At 70.6% G+C, this 14,807-nt stretch carries 20 protein-coding genes; 19 read left to right on the top strand and 1 reads right to left on the bottom strand.

Features of this window, described 5'->3' with window-relative positions; genetic code table 11:
* Positions 1-11 precede the first annotated feature (11 nt).
* The 19 genes from rplE (at position 12) to truA (ending at position 12,872) form a co-directional block, all read left to right on the top strand.
* Entirely contained in the window at positions 12-581 is a 570-nt protein-coding gene (gene rplE / locus BBK14_RS27605) for a 50S ribosomal protein L5 (RefSeq protein WP_020463471.1), read from the top strand.
* 3 nt (positions 582-584) lie between these two features.
* Entirely contained in the window at positions 585-770 is a 186-nt protein-coding gene (locus BBK14_RS27600) for a type Z 30S ribosomal protein S14 (protein ID WP_006539145.1), read from the top strand.
* A 76-nt stretch (positions 771-846) separates the two neighbouring features.
* Complete coding sequence (gene rpsH, locus BBK14_RS27595) at positions 847-1,254, top strand: 30S ribosomal protein S8 (protein WP_018505119.1); 408 nt, start codon at positions 847-849, stop codon at positions 1,252-1,254.
* A 12-nt stretch (positions 1,255-1,266) separates the two neighbouring features.
* Positions 1,267-1,803 (top strand): 50S ribosomal protein L6, encoded by a 537-nt coding sequence (rplF, locus tag BBK14_RS27590; protein ID WP_071066140.1) that lies wholly within the window; start codon positions 1,267-1,269, stop codon positions 1,801-1,803.
* A gap of 10 nt (positions 1,804-1,813) precedes the next feature.
* Entirely contained in the window at positions 1,814-2,188 is a 375-nt protein-coding gene (rplR, locus tag BBK14_RS27585; protein ID WP_020463469.1) for a 50S ribosomal protein L18, read from the top strand.
* Positions 2,189-2,217: 29 nt separating this feature from the next.
* Complete coding sequence (rpsE, locus tag BBK14_RS27580) at positions 2,218-2,826, top strand: 30S ribosomal protein S5 (protein WP_018505116.1); 609 nt, start codon at positions 2,218-2,220, stop codon at positions 2,824-2,826.
* Entirely contained in the window at positions 2,826-3,011 is a 186-nt protein-coding gene (rpmD, locus tag BBK14_RS27575; protein WP_020463468.1) for a 50S ribosomal protein L30, read from the top strand. The genes rpsE and rpmD overlap by 1 nt, the downstream gene beginning before the upstream one ends.
* Positions 3,011-3,505 carry a 50S ribosomal protein L15 gene (rplO, locus tag BBK14_RS27570; RefSeq protein ID WP_071066139.1) on the top strand — a complete coding sequence of 165 codons (495 nt, stop codon included), beginning with the start codon at positions 3,011-3,013 and terminating at the stop codon, positions 3,503-3,505. Before rpmD ends, rplO begins: the two co-directional genes overlap by 1 nt.
* 396 nt (positions 3,506-3,901) lie before the next feature.
* The gene (gene secY, locus BBK14_RS27565) at positions 3,902-5,194 is read left to right on the top strand and encodes a preprotein translocase subunit SecY (protein WP_071066138.1); all 1,293 of its coding nucleotides are present in this window, start codon (positions 3,902-3,904) and stop codon (positions 5,192-5,194) included.
* A complete protein-coding gene (locus BBK14_RS27560; protein WP_020463465.1) occupies positions 5,194-5,847 on the top strand; it encodes an adenylate kinase in 654 nt (217 codons plus the stop codon). Before secY ends, BBK14_RS27560 begins: the two co-directional genes overlap by 1 nt.
* Before the next feature lie 508 nt (positions 5,848-6,355).
* Complete coding sequence (gene map, locus BBK14_RS27555; RefSeq protein ID WP_071066137.1) at positions 6,356-7,195, top strand: type I methionyl aminopeptidase; 840 nt, start codon at positions 6,356-6,358, stop codon at positions 7,193-7,195.
* Between the two features lie 233 nt (positions 7,196-7,428).
* Positions 7,429-7,650, top strand: a complete 222-nt coding sequence (gene infA / locus BBK14_RS27550) for a translation initiation factor IF-1 (RefSeq protein ID WP_006541558.1) — start codon at positions 7,429-7,431, stop codon at positions 7,648-7,650.
* Between the two features lie 55 nt (positions 7,651-7,705).
* Complete coding sequence (gene rpmJ / locus BBK14_RS27545; RefSeq protein WP_003956441.1) at positions 7,706-7,819, top strand: 50S ribosomal protein L36; 114 nt, start codon at positions 7,706-7,708, stop codon at positions 7,817-7,819.
* A 255-nt stretch (positions 7,820-8,074) separates the two neighbouring features.
* The gene (gene rpsM, locus BBK14_RS27540) at positions 8,075-8,455 is read left to right on the top strand and encodes a 30S ribosomal protein S13 (protein WP_018505109.1); all 381 of its coding nucleotides are present in this window, start codon (positions 8,075-8,077) and stop codon (positions 8,453-8,455) included.
* A 78-nt stretch (positions 8,456-8,533) separates the two neighbouring features.
* Positions 8,534-8,938, top strand: coding sequence for a 30S ribosomal protein S11 (gene rpsK, locus BBK14_RS27535; RefSeq protein WP_071066136.1), 405 nt, complete (start codon positions 8,534-8,536; stop codon positions 8,936-8,938).
* A gap of 35 nt (positions 8,939-8,973) precedes the next feature.
* Entirely contained in the window at positions 8,974-9,603 is a 630-nt protein-coding gene (gene rpsD, locus BBK14_RS27530; RefSeq protein WP_018638454.1) for a 30S ribosomal protein S4, read from the top strand.
* 282 nt (positions 9,604-9,885) lie between these two features.
* On the top strand, positions 9,886-10,935 hold the full coding sequence (locus BBK14_RS27525; protein ID WP_041254923.1) for a DNA-directed RNA polymerase subunit alpha: 1,050 nt from the start codon (positions 9,886-9,888) through the stop codon (positions 10,933-10,935).
* Positions 10,936-11,055: 120 nt separating this feature from the next.
* The gene (rplQ, locus tag BBK14_RS41785; RefSeq protein ID WP_071066135.1) at positions 11,056-11,643 is read left to right on the top strand and encodes a 50S ribosomal protein L17; all 588 of its coding nucleotides are present in this window, start codon (positions 11,056-11,058) and stop codon (positions 11,641-11,643) included.
* A gap of 401 nt (positions 11,644-12,044) precedes the next feature.
* The gene (gene truA, locus BBK14_RS27515; protein ID WP_071066179.1) at positions 12,045-12,872 is read left to right on the top strand and encodes a tRNA pseudouridine(38-40) synthase TruA; all 828 of its coding nucleotides are present in this window, start codon (positions 12,045-12,047) and stop codon (positions 12,870-12,872) included.
* 123 nt (positions 12,873-12,995) lie between these two features.
* On the opposite strand, the gene BBK14_RS27510 is transcribed toward truA, so the two are convergent.
* A complete protein-coding gene (locus BBK14_RS27510; RefSeq protein ID WP_071066134.1) occupies positions 12,996-14,693 on the bottom strand; it encodes a hypothetical protein in 1,698 nt (565 codons plus the stop codon).
* Positions 14,694-14,807 lie beyond the last annotated feature (114 nt).

The following is a 14,807-nucleotide window of genomic DNA, read 5'->3' as shown; positions in this document are numbered from 1 at the left end:
GGAAACGAGACATGAGTGTGACCACGGAAGCCCGGCCGGTCCCGCGGCTGAAGCAGCGGTACCGCGAGGAGATCGCCCCGGCGCTGCGGGAGGAGTTCTCCTACGGCAACGTCATGCAGATCCCCGGCGTGGTGAAGGTCGTCGTCAACATGGGCGTCGGCGACGCGGCCCGGGACGCGAAGCTGATCGACGGCGCGACCAGGGACCTGGCGGCCATCACCGGCCAGAAGCCGGCGGTGCGCCGGGCGAAGAAGTCCATCGCCCAGTTCAAGCTGCGCGAGGGCCAGCCCATCGGGGCGAAGGTGACCCTGCGCGGTGACCGGATGTGGGAGTTCCTGGACCGTCTGGTCACGATCGCRCTTCCCCGCATCCGCGACTTCCGCGGGCTCTCGCCGAAGCAGTTCGACGGCGCCGGGAACTACACGTTCGGCGTCATCGAGCAGTCGATCTTCCACGAGATCGACATCGACCGGATCGACCGGGTCCGGGGCATGGACATCACGGTCGTGACCACCGCGACCAACGACGACGAGGGCCGGGCGCTGCTGAGGGCGCTGGGCTTCCCGTTCCGGGAGAGCTGAGAAATGGCGAAGAAGGCGCTGGTCGAAAAGGCCGCCCGCAAGCCCAAGTACGCCGTCCGCGGCTACACCCGCTGCCAGCGGTGTGGCCGTCCGCGCTCCGTCTACCGGGTGTTCGGCCTGTGCCGGGTGTGCCTGCGGCAGATGGCCCACCGCGGCGAGCTGCCCGGCGTGACCAAGAGCTCCTGGTAGTTCAACACACGATCGCGGTAGGCCCGCGCACCTCGTGCGCGAGCGGCGGGAACCCCCGTGAGAAAGGCGTCAAGCCATGACGATGACCGATCCGATCGCGGACATGCTCACCCGTGTCCGCAACGCCAACCGGGCTTATCACGACCGGGTGGTGATGCCGCACAGCAAGATCAAGACGCACATCGCCGAGATCCTCCAGCAGGAGGGCTACATCCTCGGCTGGCACGTCGAGGACCCCGCCGAAGGCGCGGTCGGCCGCACGCTGATCGTCGACCTGAAGTACGGCCCCAACCGGGAGCGGTCGATCGCGGGTGTGAAGCGGATCAGCAAGCCGGGTCTGCGTGTGTACGCGAAGTCGACGAACCTGCCGAAGGTCCTCGGTGGCCTGGGCGTCGCGATCATCTCCACCTCGTCGGGTCTTCTGACCGACAGGCAGGCCGGCAAGCGGCGCGTGGGCGGGGAAGTCCTCGCCTACGTCTGGTAAGGAAGGCGAACGATGTCACGGATCGGGCGCCAGCCCATCAGTGTTCCCACCGGCGTGGAGATCTCTCTCGACGGCCCCAAGGTCACGATCAAGGGCCCCAAGGGCTCGCTGAGCCACACGGTCGCGGAGCCGATCGAGGTCGTCCGCGAGGACGGTCAGCTCATCGTCAACCGGCCGAACGACGAGCGGCGTAGCCGCGCGCTGCACGGCCTCACCCGCACCCTGGTGTCCAACATGGTCGTCGGGGTCACCGCCGGGTACTCGAAGACTCTGGAGATCGTCGGAGTCGGATACCGGGTCCAGGCCCGCGGCTCGGACCTCGAGTTCGCCCTCGGCTACAGCCACCCGGTACCGGTGAAGGCCCCTGAGGGGATCCGGTTCGAGGTGCAGACCCCCACCCGCTTCGTCGTGCACGGCATCGACAAGCAGCAGGTGGGCGAGGTCGCCGCCAAGATCCGCGKACTGCGCAAGCCCGACCCCTACAAGGGCAAGGGTGTGCGGTACCAGGGCGAGGTCGTTCGCCGCAAGGTCGGGAAGACCGGGAAGTAGGTAGACAGACATGGCAGTGAGCCTCAGCGCCAGTGCGCGCCGGCGGACGGCCAAGCTCCGCCGCCACGTCCGCGTGCGCAAGAAGGTGTCGGGCACCCCGATCCGGCCGCGTCTCGTCGTCACCCGGTCCTCGCGGCACATCTACGCCCAGGTCATCGACGACGTCGCCGGGCACACGCTGGCCTCTGCGTCCACGTTGGAGGACGGGCTGCGCGCCTCCGACGGGGACAAGAGCGCCAAGGCCCGCGAGGTCGGTCGGCTCGTCGCCGAGCGCGCCCGCGCCGCCGGGATCGACGCCGTGGTGTTCGACCGGGGCGGTCGTACGTACCACGGGCGGATCGCCGCGCTGGCGGACGCGGCCCGCGAGGGCGGGCTGAACTTCTGATGATCACATCCACTAGGGAGATGTTCTAGATGCCAGGCCAGCAGCGCCGCGGAGGCGGCTCCGGCGGTTCCGACCGCCGCGAGCGCCGCGACCGTTCGGGCGGTGGCCCGGCGCAGGAGAAGACCGCTTATGTCGAGCGGGTCGTCGCCATCAACCGCGTGGCGAAGGTCGTGAAGGGCGGGCGTCGGTTCAGCTTCACGGCGCTCGTCGTGGTGGGCGACGCGGACGGCACCGTCGGCGTCGGCTACGGAAAGGCCAAGGAGGTCCCCGCGGCGATCGCCAAGGGGGTCGAGGAGGCCAAGAAGCACTTCTTCAAGGTCCCGCGCATCGGCTCCACCATCCCGCACCCGGTGCAGGGTGAGGAGGCCGCCGGGGTCGTGCTGCTCAAGCCCGCCTCGCCCGGTACCGGTGTCATCGCCGGTGGTCCGGTGCGCGCCGTGCTGGAGTGCGCCGGGGTGCACGACGTACTGTCGAAGTCGCTCGGGTCGTCCAACCCGATCAACATCGTGCATGCGACCGTCGCCGCGCTGCGCGGGTTGATGCGTCCCGAGGAGATCGCCGCCCGCCGTGGGCTGCCGCTGGAGGATGTCGCTCCGCCGGCGATGCTGCGTGCGCGGGCGGCCGGGGTCGGTGCGTAATGGCCAAGCTGCGCATCACCCAGATCCGCTCCGGGATCGGCGGCACCCGCAACCAGCGCGAGACGCTGCGCACGCTGGGGCTGCGCAAGATCAACGCGAGCACCGTCCGTGACGACCGTCCCGAGGTTCTCGGGATGATCGCGACCGTGACCCATCTCGTCCGGGTCGAGGAGGTGGACTCCTGATGGCCGAGAAGACGCTGGAGAAGTCGGACTCCGCCACCGCGCAGGAGCGCGGCCGCGGGCTGAAGGTCCACCACCTTCGCCCGGCGCCGGGTGCCCACAAGAAGAAGCAGCGGGTGGGCCGCGGTGAGGGTTCCAAGGGCAAGACGGCCGGCCGTGGTACCAAGGGCTCGAAGGCACGCAAGCAGGTGCCGGCGCGCTTCGAGGGCGGCCAGATGCCCCTGCACATGCGGGTTCCCAAGCTCAAGGGCTTCCGTAACCGGTTCCGCACCGAGTACCAGGTGGTGAACGTCGCCACCCTGGAGGAGCTGTTCCCCGACGGCGGCACGATCGGCGTCGACGAGCTGGTCGCAGCCGGCGCGGTTCGGGGCAAGTCGCTGGTGAAGGTGCTCGGCGACGGTGAGATCGGCGTGGCCGTCCAGGTGACGGCGCATGCCTTCTCCGGTTCGGCGAAGCAGAAGATCGAAGCCGCCGGGGGCAGTGTCACCCAGGCGTGAGAGTGCCTCGGGACGGGTGGGGTGACCTACCCGTCCCGAGGCGTTCGTGCGTTCTCCGGCCAGCGCACCGCAGTCGGTCGCCGGTGTCACCGCGAGCCTGGTGGCCGTCGGATGACCCGAGTGCGGGGCCCTGAATCGTGACGCCGCGTAGTGGCCGCTGTGGGGTGCGGAGGAGGCCGGCAGGCGGTGTAAGGGCTCGCCGGTAACGCTGCAACAGGTGCCTCCTCGCTCTGAGTCTCGAGTACACCGGTGCCTACCGCGAGTGATGTCCGGACGAGTGGGCCTCGGGTGCTGTTAGAGTCGCCTCACCGCGTACGGTCGGCTTCGGCGGCCAGCGGCGATCCGTACCGGACATCGAGTCCGTCCCGTCAGCCGTAAGGATCAGCAGGAGGAGTCGTGCTCACCGCCTTCACGCGGGCCTTCCGCACGCCCGACCTGCGGAAGAAACTGCTCTTCACCCTCGGCATCGTCGTCCTGTTCCGGTTCGGCAGCGTCATGCCGTCGCCCGGCGTCTCCACGGCGGCGGTGAACGCGTGTCTGGACTCGGCCAGCGCCGAAAGCAACAACGTGTACTCGCTGATCAACCTCTTCAGCGGTGGCGCTCTCCTTCAGCTCTCGGTGTTCGCGCTCGGCATCATGCCGTACATCACCTCCAGCATCATCATCCAGCTTCTGGTGGTGGTGATTCCGCGGCTTGAGCAGCTCAAGAAGGAAGGCAGCTCGGGTGAGCAGAAGCTCACCCAGTACACCCGTTACCTGACGGTCGCCCTGGGTGTCCTCCAGGCCACCGGCATCGTGGCGCTCGCCCGTAGCGGCCGRCTCTTCCCTGGCTGCAGCGCCCAGATCATCCCGGACACGAGCCTCTTCCGCATCGTCACCATCGTGATCACTATGACCGCTGGAACCGCGGTCATCATGTGGATGGGTGAGCTGATCACCGCCCGCGGCGTGGGCAACGGCATGTCCCTGCTGATCTTCACCTCGATCGCGGCGGCCCTGCCCTCCCAGGGCGGACGGATCCTCCAGGTCGCCGGTGGCGTCGTGTTCAGTCTCGTGATCCTGCTCGGTCTGGCCATCGTGGTGTTCGTGGTGTTCGTCGAGCAGTCGCAGCGCCGCATCCCGGTGCAGTACGCGAAGCGGCTGATCGGGCGCCGGATGTACGGCGGGACGTCGACCTACCTCCCGATCAAGGTGAACCAGGCCGGCATCATCCCGGTCATCTTCGCCTCCTCGCTGCTCCAGCTCCCGCAGCTCGTGGGCCAGATGTGGAGCAACCAGACCTTCCAGGACTTCGAGCAGCGCTACCTGTCCCGCGGGGACCACCCGCTCTAYCTCGTGGCCTACGGTGCGCTGATCATCTTCTTCACGTACTTCTATGTCGCGATCACCTTCAACCCGACGGAGGTCGCCGACAACATGAGAAAGTACGGCGGGTTCATCCCCGGGATCCGACCCGGCCGGCCCACGGCCGAATACCTGGATCACGTGCTGTCCCGCATCACCCTCCCTGGCTCGCTGTTCCTGGGGGTCATCACGGTGTTGCCGTTGGCGCTTCTCAACCTGACGAAGGACCAGCCCTTCCCGTTTGCTGGTACCTCGGTTCTGATCATGGTGGGAGTGGGGCTGGAGACCGTGAAACAGATTGAAAGCCAGCTCATGCTGCGCAACTACGAAGGATTCCTCCGGTAGTGCGCCTCGTACTGGTCGGACCGCCAGGCGCCGGCAAGGGGACGCAGGCTGCCTTCATCGCGCAGGCGAGATCCATTCCGAAGATCTCGACCGGCGACATCTTCCGGGCGAACGTCCGCGAGGGAACCGAACTTGGTGTCCAGGCGAAGGCGTTCATGGACTCCGGCGACCTCGTCCCCGACGAGATCACCATTGGCATGGTGCGCAACCGTCTCGCCGAGGACGACGCGGTCAAGGGCTTCCTCCTGGACGGCTTCCCGCGCAACGTCCCGCAGGCCGAGGTGCTCGGCGGAATGCTGGACGCGATGGGTACGCGTCTCGATGTGGTCCTCGAGTTGGTCGTCGACGACGACGAGGTGGTGCGGCGGCTCTCCGGCCGGCGGACCTGCCGGAACTGCGGGCACATCTGGCACCTCGACTTCGACCCGTCCCGGGTCGAGGGAATCTGTGACCGGTGCTCGGGGGAGCTGTTCCAGCGCGATGACGACCGTCCTGAGACGGTGCGCCACCGCCTCGAGGTGTATGCGGAGCAGACCTCCCCGCTTGTCGCCTACTACGCGGCCAAGGGCGTGCTCATCGGCATCGACGCGACCGGCCCGGTCGACAACGTGACCGATCGTGCCCTGGACGCGCTGCGCCACTACGGCGACTGACCGAGGCCGCCCCGCTCGCCGCGCCGTGACTCCGCCATACCTCGCGTCTCCTGCGTTTCCCGCACGGAACGCGGGCTCGGCGGCCCGAGGCCCGGCGTTCCGGAGCGCGGCGGTCCCGGGCATGGACACGGCTGCGGTGGTCCGAGGCCAGGCGGCGGGGCTGCCCGTGGCCTGGCGCCGTGCGGCCCCTGAGGGCCTCGCAGGCAGGTCGGCGGGCCCCGGACTACGGGGCCCCGGGCAGTTGAGGTCCTGCGGCTCGCAGGCGCCATGCGCGCACGTTTTTCGCCGGGGACATCCGCTCTTGACGAACGAGCCCTCATCTCGGTCACCGCGGACGGTTATCGTCGGTAGGGGAACGGACGCGGGAGCGCGCCGACGGGGGATATGGGCGCGGCAGGCCCGTGCCGGGGCGGCAGCGCCGGCGGGGTTCGGACCCCGGCCGGGCTCAGACGAGGCGACGGGCACCTGTACGTCGCGAACACTACTGAGGGACGGGACCGGGTAGAGCGTGGCACGACGAGAGCACGTCCAGATCAAGACGGCATCCGAGATCGCCAAGATGCGGGTGGCCGGGCTGCTCGTCGCGAAGACCCTGGCGGCCTTGCGCGCGGCGGTGGCTCCGGGCATCACCACGGAGGATCTCGACGCCCTCGCGGAGAAGACGATCCGTGCCGACGGGGGCATCCCGTCCTTCAAGGGCTACGCGCACCCTCCGTACCCGGCCTCGATCTGTAGCTCGGTGAACAACGAGGTGGTCCACGCGATCCCCAGCCGGCGCCGGGTGCTGCGCGAGGGGGACATCATCTCCATCGACTGCGGCGCGATCGTCGACGGCTGGCACGGCGACGCCGCGATCACCGTCCCGGTCGGCGAGGTGCCCTCCGAGGTCCTGGACATGCTCCGGGTCTGCGACGAGGCCCTGTGGCGCGGCCTTGCCGCCGCGCAGCTCGGCGGCCGGCTGACGGACATCAGCAACGCGGTCGAACGGCACATCCTCCCTCACGGCTACGGCATCGTCGACCACTACGGCGGTCACGGCATCGGGTCGGAGATGCACCAGCCGCCGCATGTGCTGAACTACGGCCGGGCCGGCCGGGGGATGAAGCTGGTCGAGGGCGTCGCGCTCGCGATCGAGCCGATGATCACTCTTGGCTCGCCGGACACCGTCATCCTCGAGGACGAGTGGACGGTCGCGACCAAGGACGGCTCGCTCGCCGCCCACACCGAGCACTCCGTCGCTGTCACCCCGCGTGGTCCGTGGGTGCTCACCGAGCCCGACGGCGGCGTGGCGAGGTTCGCGGAGCTGGGTGTGGTCTGCGGGCAGCCCGCCGACGCACCCACAGGCTGAGCGATCAGCCCTGCCCGTCGGTCCGATCAGGGTCGTGTGGGGCCCGTGTTGGCCCTTGACGGATGCGGCACGTACACTCATGAGTCGACGGTCTACAGCGTTGTCGGTGTCCATCGTTTCGTACGGTGACCCCGCGCGGTGACCCCGCGTGAGCGCACTCTCGGGTGCTCGATCGCTCGCCCCATGCGCGTCCGGGCCGTCATCCCAGCGTCGACGTCAGGACAGCGGAGGACATGCCGAAGAAGGACGGGGCCATCGAGATCGAAGGCCGAGTGGTGGAGCCGCTCCCGAACGCCATGTTCCGGGTGGAGCTCCAGAACGGTCATCGTGTTCTCGCCCACATCAGTGGCAAGATGCGTCAGCACTACATCCGGATCCTTCCCGAGGACCGGGTGGTGGTGGAGCTCTCGCCATACGACCTGTCCCGCGGTCGCATCGTCTACCGCTACAAGTAGTCGTCATCTCACCAGCGAGCGCGGCCCACGGCTGCGTGTGGAGGTTCGTGCGGCCGTGAAGGTCAAGCCGAGCGTGAAGAAGATCTGCGACAAGTGCAAGGTGATCCGCCGTCACGGGCGTGTCATGGTCATCTGCGACAACCTGCGCCACAAGCAGCGCCAGGGCTGATGACGGTCGGCGGGCCACTGGCCCGGCCGACCATCACCGGCGGGCCCTGGGGCCCGCCGGTGACATCTGGCGGGCAGCAGGCCCGCCGCCAGAAGCGACACCAGGCCGCGTCACGCGGTTCCCACCCCCGGTCGGAGGCCGGGGCCTCGTCGGTTTCACGGACCGGTGCCACCCGTCAGGGCGGCGTCGGCGTCCGGGCCGAGGCGGGGGCGGTGTCGCCCGAGACCTCCGGGTTCAGGAAGGAACCACCGCGTCATGGCACGCCTTTCCGGCGTCGACCTTCCCCGCGAGAAGCGGGTTGAGATCGCGCTGACCTACATCTTCGGGATCGGTCGCAGCCGCTCCCGGGACACCCTCGCCGCAACCGGGGTCAACCCGGACACCCGGGTCCGTGACCTTACCGACGACGAGGTCCAGAAGCTTCGGGAGTGGATCGACGCGAACTACCGCGTCGAGGGCGATCTCAACCGTGAGATCAAGCAGGACATTCGCCGCAAGATGGAGATCGGCTGCTACCAGGGTCTCCGTCACCGCCGCAACCTTCCCGTCCACGGCCAGCGCACGCACACCAACGCGCGTACCCGCAAGGGCCCGCGCCGCGCCATCGCCGGGAAGAAGAAGGCCGGCAAGAAGTAGTCACCGGTCACTCCCGGGCCTCGGTGCCCGGGCTCCACGACCGCTGATCGACGACCTCGTAGACGGAGACCACGGGTTATGCCTCCCAAGACACGCGCCGCCGGCGTCAAGAAGGTCCGGCGGAAAGAAAAGAAGAACGTCGCCCACGGGCACGCTCACATCAAGAGCACGTTCAACAACACGATCGTCTCGATCACGGACCCCAGCGGGAACGTGATCTCGTGGGCGTCAGCCGGCCACGTCGGCTTCAAGGGCTCCCGCAAGTCGACCCCGTTCGCCGCGCAGATGGCCGCCGAGAACGCGGCCCRCAAGGCGCAGGAGCACGGGATGCGCAAGGTCGACGTCTTCGTGAAGGGTCCCGGCTCCGGCCGGGAGACGGCGATCCGCTCGCTGCAGGCCGCCGGCCTGGAGGTCGGGGCGATCCAGGACGTCACCCCCACCCCGCACAACGGCTGCCGCCCGCCGAAGCGTCGCCGGGTCTGAAGTCCGCGCCAGGGATACGAGAGAGAAGGACAAGCATGGCCCGTTACACCGGCGCGGACTGCAAGCGTTGCCGCCGCGAGAAGACGAAGCTGTTCCTCAAGGGCAGCAAGTGCGAGACCCCGAAGTGCCCGATCGAGATCCGGCCGTACCCGCCGGGCGAGCACGGCCGTGGCCGCACGAAGGACTCCGAGTACCTGCTGCAGAAGCGCGAGAAGCAGAAGTGCGCGCGCATCTACGGCATTCTGGAGAAGCAGTTCCGGGGCTACTACGACGAGGCGAACCGCCGCGCCGGCAAGACCGGTGACGAGCTGCTGAAGATCCTCGAGTCGCGCCTGGACAACGTGGTCTACCGGGGTGGCTTCGCGCCGTCCCGTGACGCCGCCCGCCAGGCCGTCCGGCACGGTCACGTGCAGGTCAACGGCCGCAAGGTCGACATCCCGAGCTACCGGGTCACCGAGAACGACATCGTGGAGATCGCGCCGAAGTCGCGCGAGCTCACCCCGTTCATCGTGGCCCGCGAGACCGCGGGGACCGGCCGCACCGTCCCGCCGTGGATCGAGGCCATCCCCAGCCAGATGCGCCTGCTCGTCCACTCGCTGCCCGCGCGCCAGGTGATCGACACCCAGGTGCAGGAGCAGCTGATCGTCGAGCTCTACTCGAAGTAGTCGCCGCCGTCCGGCGCCGGTCTCGTGCCGGCGCCGGGTCCGCGTCGGCCCCCGGTCTCGTGCCGGGGCCGGGCGGCGACCGGGCCACGGATCATTCCCGCTCGGCCCGGGGCCCGGGCATGGTGGCGGCGCACGGGGATCCAAGGGGATCACGGTGGGCCGCGGAGGCCCGGGCGTACTGTTGTGTGGTGCGGGGGCGGACCGATGCCCCCGTGCCGGCTCCTCTTCAGGGGCATCCACGGCGTCATATGGCGGTCGCCGTGTTCGGAAGGAAGTTCTCTCATGCTGATCGCTCAGCGTCCCTCGCTCGCCGAGGACCCGATCTCCGAGTTCCGGTCGCGCTTCGTGATCGAGCCGCTCGAGCCGGGCTTCGGCTACACCCTCGGCAACTCGCTGCGCCGCACCCTGCTGTCCTCCATCCCGGGCGCGGCCGTGACGAGCATCCGGGTGGACGGCGTCCTCCACGAGTTCTCCACCGTTCCCGGGGTCAAGGAGGACGTGACCGACCTGATCCTGAACCTCAAGGAACTGGTCGTCAGCTCCGACAACGACGAGCCGACCGTGATGTACCTGCGCAAGCAGGGCCCCGGTGAGGTCACCGCGGCCGACATCGCCCCCCCGGCCGGCGTCGAGGTGCACAACCCCGACCTGCACCTGGCCACCCTCAACGACAAGGGCAAGCTCGAGATCGAGCTGACCGTCGAGCGGGGCCGTGGCTACGTCAGTGCCGCCCAGAACAAGCAGCCGGGCCAGGAGATCGGTCGCATTCCGATCGACTCCATCTACTCCCCGGTGCTGAAGGTCACCTACAAGGTCGAGGCGACCCGTGTGGAGCAGCGCACGGACTTCGACCGGCTCATCGTCGACGTGGAGACGAAGCAGTCGATCTCCCCGCGGGACGCGATGGCCAGCGCCGGCAAGACCCTCGTCGGCCTGTTCGGGCTGGCCCAGGAGCTCAACGCCGAGGCGGAGGGCGTCGACATCGGCCCGTCCGCGGCGGACGCCGCCCTGGCCGCCGACCTGGCGCTGCCGATCGAGGAGATGGACCTGACCGTCCGCTCGTACAACTGCCTCAAGCGCGAGGGCATCCACACCATCGGTGAGCTGGTGTCCCGCAGCGAGGCGGACCTGCTCGACATCCGCAACTTCGGGCAGAAGTCGATCGACGAGGTCAAGACCAAGCTGGGTGCCATGGGCCTGCAGCTCAAGGACTCCCCGCCCGGGTTCGACCCGCGCCAGGCCGTCGACACGTACGGCACCGACACGTACAACCCGTCGTTCTCCGACCCGTCCGACGACGGTCGCGAGTTCGTCGAGACCGAACAGTACTGATCTGACCGTGTCCCCGGGCGCCCGGTTCCAGCCGGGCGCCGGGGCACACGTCCACCGGGGGCCTAGCCGTGCTTCCCGGCGGCGCCTGGAGAGCAGCGAAAGGAACGAGGAGCACCCATCATGCCCACGCCAACCAAGGGCGCCCGGCTCGGCGGCAGCCCCGCACATGAGCGGCTGCTGCTGGCCAACCTCGCCACCGCGCTGTTCGAGCACGGCGGCATCACGACCACCGAGGCCAAGGCGCGCCGGCTGCGCCCCTACGCCGAGCGCCTGGTCACCCACGCGAAGCGAGGTGACCTGCACGCGCGGCGCCGGGTCATGCGGGTCGTCCGGAACAACTCGGTCGTCCACACGCTCTTCACCGAGATCGGCCCGCGCTACGCCGACCGTCCCGGCGGCTACACACGGATCGTGAAGCTCGGCCCGCGCCGGGGCGACGCGGCGCCGATGGCCCGCATCGAGCTGGTCGAGGCGCTGACCGTCGCACAGACGGCCGTCTCCGAGGCCGAGCGTGCCCGCGGCACCCGGTTCGCGGCCCGCAAGGCTCCGACCGGGGCGACGGCGGAGGCCGCCGACGACCTCAAGAACGAGTCGCCGACCGCCGCCGCGGTGGCGGCCGAGGCCCAGGCGGAGCAGCCCACCGCCGAGGCCGGCGCCGCGGACGACGCGGCGACGACCGAGGCCAAGGACACCAAGCCGGAGAGCTGACCATGTCGGTCGGCCGCCGCACGGTCCGACCGCTCGTGTCGATCTCTGGTCCGGGCAGGAGCCCGTCGCCCATCATGGGCGGCGGGCTCCTGCCCTGTGGCGTCCCGCCGGGCGTCGTGTCGCTCACGGCGGTCCGGGCCGGAGTGACCCGTGACGACCGTGTCGTGGTGTGGGAGAGCGCGATGGGGCCGCAGGCCACCGGTGAGGCGCCGGAACCGGGGGACGGCGACCCCGGGATCCCCACCGGCCCTGGAAGCCAGACCGGCCCTGGAAGCCAGACCGACCCCGGAGGTCAGGCCGGCTCCGGGAACCAGGTCGGCCATGGGAGCCAGGGTGGCTTCGGGAAGGCCGTGCGCCGGGTTGATCGGCCGGCGCAGCTTCGACACGAGGGACGCGCGCTCATGAGACCGGCCGAGGGACTGATCCGGCTGCGCCTGGACCTCGCCTACGACGGCACGGCCTTCGCCGGCTGGGCCCGCCAGCCCGGCCAGCGGACGGTCCAGGGTGACGTCGAGGACGCGCTGATGCGGGTCGCGCGGCTGCCGGCCGTCCGGCTCACCGTCGCCGGGCGCACCGACTCCGGCGTGCACGCCGCCGGCCAGGTGGCCCACGTCGACATCCCAGACGACACGCCGGTCGGTGGGCTCGCCCGCAGGCTGAACGGCGTGCTCGACCGCGCCGTCCGGGTGAAGGGCCTCGCGCCCGCCCCGGACGGGTTTGACGCCCGCTTCTCCGCGCTGTCCCGCAGATACGTCTACCGGATCACCGACGCCCCGTACGGGGCGGACCCGCTACGCCGTTTCGACACCCTGGTGTCGCCGCGGCCGCTGGACGTCCCGGCGATGGCCGAGGCGGCGCTGCTGCTGCTCGGCGAGCATGACTTCGCCGCCTTCTGCCGGCGGCGCGAGGGCGCCACGACCGTCCGCACCCTGCTGCGCCTGGACGTCTCCCGCTCCCGCGACGTCATCCTCGCCGACGTCGAGGCGGACGCGTTCTGCCACTCCATGGTGCGTGCCCTGGTCGGCGCGCTGGTGGCGGTGGGGGAGGGCCGGCGCCGGCCGGAGTGGGTGGCCGCCGTCCTGGGCCGGGGCATGCGAGATCCCGCGGTGACCGTGCTCCCGGCCCACGGGCTGACCCTGGTGGAGGTCCGCTACCCGCCGGACGCCGCCCTCGCCGCGCGGGCCCAGGTGACCCGCGCGGTCCGCGTGCCGACGACGCCGTCCGGCTAGCGTCTGGCGACGGTCCGCCAGACGGTCGCTTCGGCCGTCCGGCCAGCAGCGCCTCCGGCCGGACGGCCGGAGGCGTGCGTGTCTTTCGCGTGGCTGACCCGGTCGTCGGGCTGAAAGGTCTGGTCAGCGGGTGCTGGAAGTCGGGCTCGGGGCGGTGCCGGTCCCGCCGACGATCATGCGCTGGGCGATCGGTTCGGTGGCGATCAGTCCGAGATCCGTGATCACGTTCCGGAGGGCCGGGTCGTTGGCCGAGCCCTGGCTTCCGTCCACGTAGGCGAGCTGGGTGAGGATCATGTAGTGCCCGCGAGCGATCGCGGCGCGCCAGGAGTTGTCCCCGCCCGGGCCGAGGACCCGCGGGTTCTGGATGGAGCCCGCCGGGATCGGCGGCGCCGCCACCCCGCCCCGGCCCTCCGCCGCGATCTTCGCCGCCGCCGTCGCGGTCGCCTGCTCGTCAACGACGAAGACCGAGAGGCCGGCGAGCACCTGCGGCTGACCGGCGACCGGAGAGCTGACATACAGGGCACGGACAAGTTGGCGGCACACAGCGCCCTTGAGCGTGGTGACGAGCTCCCCGCTCAGCTCCGGACATCCTGAGACGAGGCTGCTGGCGATGCGGGTGTAGTTGTGTCCCTGGATGGTGACCCGCTCGTCGGCGAAGAACTCGTTCGGCCGCACCGGGGTGGAGTCGGACCGCGCGCTGTTGATGAAGTTCGGGTCGACCGTCGGGGGACTCGGCCTGGCACCGGCCGCGGTGGATCCACCGTCGCCGCCGCGCAGCACTGTGATCACCGCGCCCGCGGCGAGTACGACGAGGACGAGGCCGACGGCCACCGCGAGGACACCCCGTGAGCGGATGGCCCGCCGCCAGCCCGGCGCCGGTGAGTCGCCCTCCTCCGGCAGCTGGAAGYGTCTCGCCTGGAAGGCGGCGAACCGCCCGGGGACGGGTTCGTCCTCGGGATAGGGATCGTCGTGCGCGGGGCCGAGCCTGGGCCCACCCGGCAGGTCCGCCCGGCGGGCGTCGCCGCGGCCGTCGGTGCGTTCACCTGGCGCGCCGAGGCGCGCATCGCGCTGAGCCGGGTCGGCGGCGGGCGTTCCCGCGGCCCCGGGCTCCGCCGGCCTCGTGAGGACGGGAAGCGGACTCGTGGCGGTCCGGACCTGAAAGGAGTAGCCGTCCGTTCGGGGACCGGTCGACGGGCCACCCGCCGGCCCGGCCGCGCCGCCGATGCCGCCGGCCGTGTCAGCGTTCTCCCGGACCGCGCCGCTCGGGACGGTGCCGCTCGGGACGGTGCCGCCCGCCGCCGTATCGGCGGTGGGCGCGCCGGTGAACGGTTGCCCGAACGGCGGCGTTCTGTCGGTGGGCAGCTCGTCGGCGGGGTGTCCGCCGATGGGATGCCCGCCGGTCGGATAGCCGCCCGGCGCGCGGCTGGCGAGGGGATAGGCGCCGGTCGCGTAGGTGGGCATCGGGCCGAAGAGCGGGTCCTCGACCGGTGGCGTCCAGCCGCCCGTGTCCGGGGCGTCCCAGTCCCCGGCATCTGGTGCCGGCGTGGTCCAGCCCCCGGCGTCCGCCGACCCCATGCCCGCCGAGTCGGCGTCCACCGGGCTCTCGTCCGGATGGGACGGGGTCGGACCGCCCCACTGCGGCGTGGGCTCGCCAGGGGCGGCGTCCACCGGGCCGGGGAGACCGCCCGGCGCCCCGTACCAGGGGGGCGCGGCGGCGGCGAGTGGATCCAGGGCCCACTGGAGGTCGTCGTGGGGCGATGGGCCGCCGTGCGGCCCGGTCGCGCCGGTGGGCGGTCCGCCGCTGCCGGGTTCGGGTGGCATGCGCTCCTCCTCGCTCATCCCCCCGACGGCCTGCCGCCTGCTGCCTGTTCCCAGCTCCGCGCGGCGCTCGGCCGGCGGAGGGCGGCGCGGCTCCCGTGGGAAGCCGCCGCGCCC

Source organism: Parafrankia soli (assembly GCF_001854695.1).
Taxonomy (GTDB): Bacteria; Actinomycetota; Actinomycetes; order Frankiales; family Frankiaceae; genus Parafrankia; species Parafrankia soli.
Note: the sequence above shows the minus strand (reverse complement) of the source record. Positions and strands in the feature narration are given on the sequence as shown.